This is a genomic window from Arthrobacter agilis (assembly GCF_002953615.1).
In the GTDB taxonomy this organism is placed as follows: Bacteria; Actinomycetota; Actinomycetes; order Actinomycetales; family Micrococcaceae; genus Arthrobacter_D; species Arthrobacter_D agilis_B.
Genome location: NZ_CP024915.1, coordinates 2,029,361 through 2,037,411, shown reverse-complemented (window position 1 = coordinate 2,037,411; position 8,051 = coordinate 2,029,361). Strand labels below are relative to the sequence as shown.

Here is an 8,051-nt window from a genome sequence, read left to right as displayed (position 1 = left end):
ACGCCGGGACGTGCGACCGCCGGCGATCACTCCGAATGCGGGTAGCCGGACCCGAGTAATGCGTAGCCACCACTCGTGTCGGCCCGGTTCTCCCTCCCCTTCAATGGAGGCATAGTACTCAACGAGCTGGGGGAGGACATTGTGATCACCTTGGAGCTGGCGAAGGAAGCAGGCGTTTCCAATCACGTTCCGGAGGCCGCCGCAGAGTCGCCCACGCTCGAGATCTCGGTGCTGGGCCCCCTGACCATCCGCCGCGGAGACGTAGAGCTCACGGCAGGCGATCTCGGTGGCCCCAAGCCCCGTCAGGTGCTCGAGATCCTCCTGCTCAACTTCGGATCGGCGGTGTCGAAGACCCGCATCATCGATCTGCTGTGGAACGGCAATCATCCGGCCGTCGCCCTGCCGACCCTCGAGAGCTATGTCAGCGTCCTCCGACGGCGCCTGCAGCCAGGAGCCGGCCGGACGGGTCCCCTGCGGACGGTCACGGGCGGCTACGTGATCGACCGGACGATGGTGGACCTCGATCTGGAGCGCTTCACGACGCTGACCGAGCAGGCCGCCGTGGCAGCGCCCCATGCAGCGCTGGAACTGCTCACCGAAGCCCTCGAACTGGCAGCCTCTCCGCTGCTCGGGGACGAGCTGCTGCCGGGCTGGGCCGAAGAGGAGCGGGCCCTGCATGCGGAGCGGGTGGGCCGTGCCCGCGTGCTGGCCGCGGAGTCGGCGCTCCTCGTGGGCGAGGTGGGCAAGGCGATCGCCTGGAGCGGTGCCGCCGCACGGGAGGACTCCCTCAACGAACGGGCATGGACCACGCTGGTCCTGGCTCTGGAGCAGAACGGGGAGAACACGGAAGCGTTGCGGGCCTTCGATCGATGCCGCCGGATCATGGACGAGGAACTGGGCTGCGCACCCACGGGACTCCTCAAGGAGGCACACGCCAGGCTGCTGACGAGCACTGCGCCGTCCGGCGGGCCGCCGGCACGCCCTGCACCCGTCCATCCGACGACGGAGAACCACCCCGACGCACCGCCGGCCACCCGGCAGGAGACGGGACGCCTGCGGATCCTCATCGTCGACGATCACACGACCTTCTCGGACCTGCTGGCGGGTGCGTTGGACCGCGAACCCGACCTCACGAGCGTGGGGGCTGCGACATCGGTGGATTCGGCTGCGTCGATGTTCCGGGAACTGCGGCCCGACGTCGTCGTCATGGACCTGTACCTCGCGGACGGCTCCGGACTCAACGCAGCCGAGCGCATCCTCGCCGAAACACCGGAGGCACGGATCGTCATGCTGACGGGCAACCCGTCACAGGAAGCGCTGCGCGAAGCCGCCCGCATGGGAATCTGCGGGTTCCTGCCGAAGGACGGCGCCCTGGGAGTCATGCTCGACACCCTGCAGCATGCCCGCCCGGGCAACATGATCGTGCACCCGTCGCTGGTGGCGCGGCTCGGCAGCATGACGGGCTCCGCCCCGGATTCCGCCGGTAAATAGCCGGGCACCCGAAGCCGTGCGCGTGCTCCGCCCCGGCAGGGCCGACGACGACGGGACGAGAGCCCCTGGCGTCGTCGAACGACGCGAGGTGCAGTCCGCCGTCGCGCGCTTCCTCACGGTCGGCTTCCTGGCGCTCGTCCTCGTCGCGACCCCCGTGGCCTTCTGGATCCGTGCCGAGGCGGAACGCCACGCTCTCATGAATGCCCGGGACATGACCCAGCGTCTGGCCGACAACGTGGTCGGGCCCCTGATCACCCGTGAGCTCCTCGCCCGGGATCCCGTCGCGCTGGAACGGCTCGACCGGCGACTGGCGCCCTGGCTTGCCAATGGCAATGTGACGAGGATCAAGGTGTGGGACGAGCAGGGCAGGGTTGTCTACTCGGACGCCGAATCGCTCATCGGACGGGATTTCGAGCAGGAGGAATGGGCACGCCTGCTGCTCGACGGCGGGCCGGCGACTGCCACGCTGGAATCCCAGACCGGGGAGGAGAACGAGTTCGAGGACGGTTCGGGTGAACTCGTGGAGGTCTATGTGCGCTCGACCTCGCAGACCGGTGACCCGATGATCTTCGAGACCTACTCCTCCGGGGAGGCGGTGCGCCGTGAGCAGTACGCAGTGCTCATGGGGATGATCCCGCCGACCCTGCTGTCCCTGGCGGTCCTGCAACTGGCGCAACTCATCCCGGCCGTGCGCCTGGCCCGCAGGATCCAGGACCACCAGGGGACGCGCACCGCGTTGCTGCGCTGCGCGATAGAGGCCTCCGACCAGGAGCGCCGGCAGATCGCCAGTGAACTCCACGACGAAGTGATCCAGGACCTGTCCGGACTCGCGTACGCCCTGGAATCGGAGGAACGCCGGGGCCCGCCGTCGATGGGCCCCGTCTTCACGAACGCCCGCACCATGCTGCAGAACGACGTCCGTCTCCTACGTGCCATGACCACGGAACTCTACCCGCCGGACCTCGAAGAACTGGGGCTGAAGGCCTCCCTCATGAGGCTGGAGACGCCCCTGGTGGAGCGCGGGATCGCCTTTCTGGTCGAGATCCCGGACGAGCTGGTGCTGGACCGGGATCAGACGGTCCTGGTCTACCGGGTCGCGCGCGAAGCCCTGGTCAACGCGACCAGGCATTCCTCGGCACAATCGGTGGAGATCCGGATCCGGCAGTCCAGCCAGCGGACAGAGATCACGGTGTCGGACGACGGAGTCGGCTTCGATACGGACGAGGCCCGCCCGGAAGGCCACTTCGGGCTGAGGATCCTCGGCGACACCATCCGGCAGGCGGGCGGCTCCCTCGACATCACCTCGACGCTCGGGGTCGGAACCTGCGTCACCGCGGCATTCGGTGGAACGGCGCCGGGAGTCCGCCGCGCGCGCAGGCGTCCCGCCAGATCCCCGAGCCAAGGCGCGGCCCGGCTGCCGGCCACCTGACTCCCGCTCCCGACCGTTCGACCCAGAGGTGCCTGTCCCGCCCGTGCCTCTGTGCCGGGCTGGTGGTTTCCCGGCCGGGCGCCCCGGTGCCTCCCGTGATCGTCCGGCCCGTTGCCGGATCCAGGCCTCCTCACGGTGCACCCGCCCCGGACGGTCGTTGCAGTGGGGGCCGGCGGCAAGGGTCCTCCGACCTTCGTGGCGGAGGTCGTGCCGGTCCGCTCCGCGCTCGCAGTCTGGGAACCTTCGGGCGCCACCTCGAGGACGACGCACCGGGGTCCGGCTGCTGCCCGCAGACTGCGGGAGCAACCGGACCCCGGTGGTGGACGGTCGATGGTCTATCCCACCGGTCTACCTGTTCGCGACGGTCGTCGGACCGGCGGTACCTCCCACCGTGGACTCGATCCACACGCTGCCCGGGTTCGTGGTGCCTGCAGCGGCATTGCGCAGCCGCAGGCTGTAGACGCCACCGGTCTCCGGAGCGACTGCAGCGGTGACAGGGGCTGTCCCCAGGATCCGGCCGGTGGGGCCGCCGACCCGGACGGTGATCGTCCCGCCGACGACGTTGCTCGTGCCTCCGATGCGCAGGTCGCCCGTCTTCCATTGGGCCAGGCCGATGGTGACCCTGTCCGGAACGGGAGTCACCTTGACCTCGTCGGTCCTGGTGCTTCCGCCCGCCGTGACCGTCAGCTTGAACGTGAGCGGCTTGTTGGTCATCGGCGTCCGGTAGACCGGCAGGCTGAACGTCGGCTTCAGGGTCGTGCCGGCGTCCAGGGTGACCTTGTCCGGATCGGTGGGTCCGGTGAGGACCTGCTCCCAGAGGTAGGTCGCGCCGGTGGCGGTGGAGCCGGTGCCGTCCAGGGTGACGGCCGTGGCGCTGGTGCCTCGTGCGACGGTCTGATCCGGTCCGGCGTTGGCGACCAGGGCGCCCTGCACGGTGACCGGCTCACTCTTGGCCGATTCCGGTCCGGTGCCGTTGATGTTCGTGGCCCTGACGGTGAACTGGTAGGCGGTGTCGCCGTTCAGCCCGTCGTAGACCAGTGTGGTGACCGTCCCGGCGACCGTCCTGGGAGCGCCGAAGGCTACACCGTCGGCGGTGTAGGCCTGGACCGAGTAGCCGTCGATGGTGAGTCCCGGTGCCCCGGCGTCGGGTGCTGCCCAGGACACTTCCGCTGTTCCCTGCCCTGCCTTCGGCGCTGCGGTGAAGACCGGAGCGGCCGGTACGGGATCGTCGGTGATGGTGAAGGTGACGTTCCCGTTCTCGGAGACGTTCCCGGAGGGATCGATCGCGGCGAACGTGACGGTGCTGGTGCGGGCGACGTCGATCGGGTCGGTGTACAGGAGCGCGTGGGGGGCGTTGACGCCGCCGGAGACGGGGTCCGTGCCGTCCAGGGTGTAGTAGATGTCGCTGGCTGCTTCACTGGCTGTCAGGGTGACCTTCTGCGCGGTCGGGAAGGTCCCACCATTGGGCGTGGCCGTCACGGTCGGAGCGTCGGTGTCCTCTGCCGGGATGGCGTGGCTGGCCGGGAAGGTCTCGCCGACGCTGCTGACGGACGTCACGTAGACGTCGTACTCCTCATCGGCCTTCAGGCCCCGGATGATCGTGCTGGAGGCCTTCGGGTTGCTGATGCGCACACCGGATTCGACCTGCTCGCTCCCGGACACGGTCTTGGCGACCGCTGTGACGCGGTAACCGGTGATGGCCGGCGTGCCGGGGACGGCCTGAGCGGGGGTCCAGTTCACCTTGACGTCGCCACTGACCTTCGCAGCGATGATGCTGGTGGGTCCTGCAGGGCCCGACTGCAGGGGTCCGTTCGGGCAGCCGCCCATCCCGGGGCCGCCGAGCTCGCCGAACTCGGCGATGGTCAGGCCCTGCCGGTTGGCGTCGGCGTCCTCCACCTGCCAGGACATCGCGCGCTCGCCGCCGGCGTCTCCCGCGATCTCGGCCGTCGCCCGGTCGGCGAAGATGTAGGTGGCGGTGAAGGTGTCCGGGCCGTCCAGCCCGAACTGGAGGCGGGACTGGTAGCCGTCCTCCTGGGCGAGTTCTCCCGGGGCCGCACGGACATCGCGGCGCCCGACCGGGGTGTCCTTCAGCGCGGGCTCGACGATCCGCTGTTCCATCTGGCTCGTGTTGACGCCCGACCCGACGTGGCCCCGAACGGTCAGGGTGTTGCCTTCCAGGGTGGAGTCGGACGTGACGAAGGCGTCCTGGACCGTGGTGGTTCCTGCCTCGGTGCCGGCGAACGTGATGGAGACGTTGTCGCCGGGCAGGATGTCAGGGGTGACATTGAGTCCGGTCCCCGCGCCCCAGCACACCCCGCCGGGGTGGTTGATCTCGAAAGCCACGTCACCGGCGGCGACGACGCTCTTCGCGGAGCCTACGATGCCGACGCCGGGCCGGCGGACCTCCACCGTGGCGGTCTGTCCTACGTAGTCCTGGTAGCCCTCGATGGTGACGAAATCACGGTCGGGGAAGACCACGACGTTGTCCGGGAAGGTCGGGACGGCCGCGTTGGCGGCGGGGACCGCCAGAAGGGACGTGGTGCCGAGGACGGCGGAAACCGTCGCGACAACCGCGGTCCGCCCGTAATGCTGGACGCGGGACTTCGGCTGTCCCTTTTCGTGGAATGCAGATTTCATGACGGCCTCACTGATCCTCGTTGCGTGAGTAAGGGGTTCACTCGTGGACACAAGCTAGGTCGACCACCTTGGGGAAATACTGCTGGCCCCCTTCCCGATCCGTGCCGAGGTCGGACCCCGGGTGGGTCGCCTGTCCTCTCCGACGGATAGGGGGAATGCCGATTCCTAGGGATTCCCTAGGAGTCCGATGAAGACTGGCGGGCATGGTATCCACAACCCGGTCCCGCCCCGCGCCGCTGCACGGTCCTGCCTCACCGCCCCGTTCCCCGTCATCGCGCCGGCGCATCAGGTTTCTCATGCCGGTCGCCCTGCTCCTGCTTGTGGGGGCGGTGGTCGGGAGTGTTCTGATGGCTGCTCCGCGGACGCCTCCGGCCCTGTTGGGCGCATCGGCCACCGTCGATGGTGGTCTGGGGCGCATCCAGGGAGTCCTACCGACCGAGGTCGACGGCTGGTCACCTCCGTCACCGTCCGCTGCGCTCGCTGAGCCGGCCACTGACGGGAGTCATCGTGTCCGGATCCTGCTGGAGCTGACGGCGATGGAGGAGGACGGGCTGTCCTTCGACCCGTCCCGGTACACCGTCTCTGCGCTCGGCGCGGAGACCTGGGAAGCGGTCTGGTCCTCTCCCGCTCCTTCGACGGCTCGACAGGGCGAGACCATCGACGCCGTTCTCGTGTTCGAGCTGCCGGATCGAGCCATCGATCTGACCCTGCAGGTGCCGGGCGGACCCGGGCTGTCCCTGGGGGAGGGCCACCACCGGGGCGAGTAGCAGGCAGTCGTCATCCCGACCGGCACGGGACGTGGAGGGCTGCGCGGTCCTCGTCGTGCAAGAACCTTGGAATGCGGTTGCGATCGATCCGCATTCGCTCATCCGCCCGACAAGAAGAGACATCCCAGCATCGGAATCCCTGGCACGGCGAAATGCATGCTGGGAGCTCGACGCTCATCGGGCTTCCGCTTGACAGAGGCGTCCAAAGGTTTATCCAAGAATGGAGTTGCAGTGTTCTCCTGAGTGGGGGTGGCAGTAGGACATCTCCATCGGGCCCGGCCCCGCCGGGATGATCAGGAGGATCGAACTCATGGGTAGGAAACTTTCCACTTCATTGGCCGGGGTCGCCCTGACCATGCTGGCTCTCACCGGTTGCTCCGGGTCCGCCCAGGAAGCCACCGAATCAGTGGCGGCAGAAATCACGGAGGCGCCGGCAGAGACCCCCGAGGCGGCGGAGACCACGGAGGCGGCGGAGACGACCGAGGCAACGGCCAGCGCGCCTGCGGCGACCGGCCCGACGACGCTGGGCGTGGCCACGAGTGACCTGGGTGAGATCGTGGTCGACGCCGACGGCATGTCGGTCTACTACTTCACCAAGGATGTCGCCGAGTCGGGGGTCAGCGCCTGTACGGATGACTGCCTCGTCGCCTGGCCGCCGGTGATCAGCGAGACCGACACTCCGGAGGTGGAGGGTGTCACCGGTGACGTCGGCACCATCGAGACCCCGGAGGGCGAACTGCAGATGACCATCAACGGCATGCCGATCTACTACTTCAACAAGGACCTGGCCGCTGGTGACACCAATGGACAGGCTGTCGGAGACGTCTGGTACGTCGTCGCTCCCGACGGGACGATGATCCAGTAGATCCTCCGCGGTGACGGCGGCACCTCGCGACAGCGGGGCCGCCGGGTGCCGGAAGTCGTCGGGCAGCTCATCCGCTGCGGGTTCTCCTTCGCAGAACCGGCCCGGAGCTGCCGGCGACTTCTGTCCCTCCCGCCTCCCGCCACGACCACGTCCCCTCTGCCTGGACAGCCCACCCCTTCGACTGGGAAAAATGCCATGAAAGCACATCACCGACTGTCGGTCCTGATGGTCGCCGCTGCGCTCATCGGCGTCACCGCCTGCGGCTCCGACGCCGAGCCCCGCGCCACGGCGGCGGCCGGCGCATCGAGCGAGGCCGCAGCGCCCGCACCACCGGCCGCCACAGGTCCGACGCCCGCCGGCTCGGCGGACACTGTGCCCACCGAAGGAGCGACGATCACCATCGCGGACTTCGAATACGTGATGCCCGAGGCCATCGCCCCCGGCACCACGGTGACCGTCGTCAACGAGGACGACGCCCCGCACACGGTCACGGCGAAGGACGACGGCGGATTCGACGTCGATCTCGCCGCCGGTGAGACGGCGACGTTCACCGCACCCGACGAAGCCGGCGAGTACGCGGTCATCTGTGTCTACCACCCCGCGATGTCCGGAACCCTGGTCGTCGGATGAGCGGGACAGGAGCTCCGTCCGGCAACAGGCGAGGTGCACCCTCCAGGCGGCAGGAGTCCACCACCGGGGGATCGGCGCGACGTCGCCTGCCGATGATCGCCCTACGCACCCTGGCCGGTGTCGGTCTGATCGTCAGCGCCGTCATCCATTTCCAACTCGCACCAGGGTTCCAGCAGGCTGCACCGGCAGGAATCGGCGGGGGCACCCTCTTCCGGATCCAGGCCGTCGTCGC

Annotated in this window: 6 protein-coding genes; 5 read left to right on the top strand and 1 reads right to left on the bottom strand. The window is 68.8% G+C overall.

The annotated features are described in order from the left end of the window. Positions 1–141 precede the first annotated feature (141 nt). Positions 142–1,491 carry a response regulator gene (locus tag CVO76_RS09900; protein ID WP_244185861.1) on the top strand — a complete coding sequence of 450 codons (1,350 nt, stop codon included), beginning with the start codon at positions 142–144 and terminating at the stop codon, positions 1,489–1,491. 88 nt (positions 1,492–1,579) lie between these two features. Beyond that, entirely contained in the window at positions 1,580–2,920 is a 1,341-nt protein-coding gene (locus CVO76_RS09895; RefSeq protein WP_244185860.1) for a sensor histidine kinase, read from the top strand. Positions 2,921–3,268: 348 nt separating this feature from the next. Here CVO76_RS09895 and CVO76_RS09890 read toward each other — a convergent pair whose 3' ends face one another. Next, positions 3,269–5,557, bottom strand: coding sequence for a fibronectin type III domain-containing protein (locus CVO76_RS09890; RefSeq protein WP_208739126.1), 2,289 nt, complete (start codon positions 5,555–5,557; stop codon positions 3,269–3,271). Between the two features lie 536 nt (positions 5,558–6,093). Between CVO76_RS09890 and CVO76_RS09885 the strand changes: the two genes are divergently transcribed. From CVO76_RS09885 to CVO76_RS09875, 3 genes are all read left to right on the top strand, one after another. After that, complete coding sequence (locus tag CVO76_RS09885; protein ID WP_208739125.1) at positions 6,094–6,324, top strand: hypothetical protein; 231 nt, start codon at positions 6,094–6,096, stop codon at positions 6,322–6,324. 310 nt (positions 6,325–6,634) lie between these two features. Next, on the top strand, positions 6,635–7,189 hold the full coding sequence (locus CVO76_RS09880; RefSeq protein ID WP_208739124.1) for a COG4315 family predicted lipoprotein: 555 nt from the start codon (positions 6,635–6,637) through the stop codon (positions 7,187–7,189). 195 nt (positions 7,190–7,384) lie between these two features. Beyond that, entirely contained in the window at positions 7,385–7,819 is a 435-nt protein-coding gene (locus CVO76_RS09875) for a cupredoxin domain-containing protein (RefSeq protein ID WP_208739123.1), read from the top strand. Positions 7,820–8,051 lie beyond the last annotated feature (232 nt).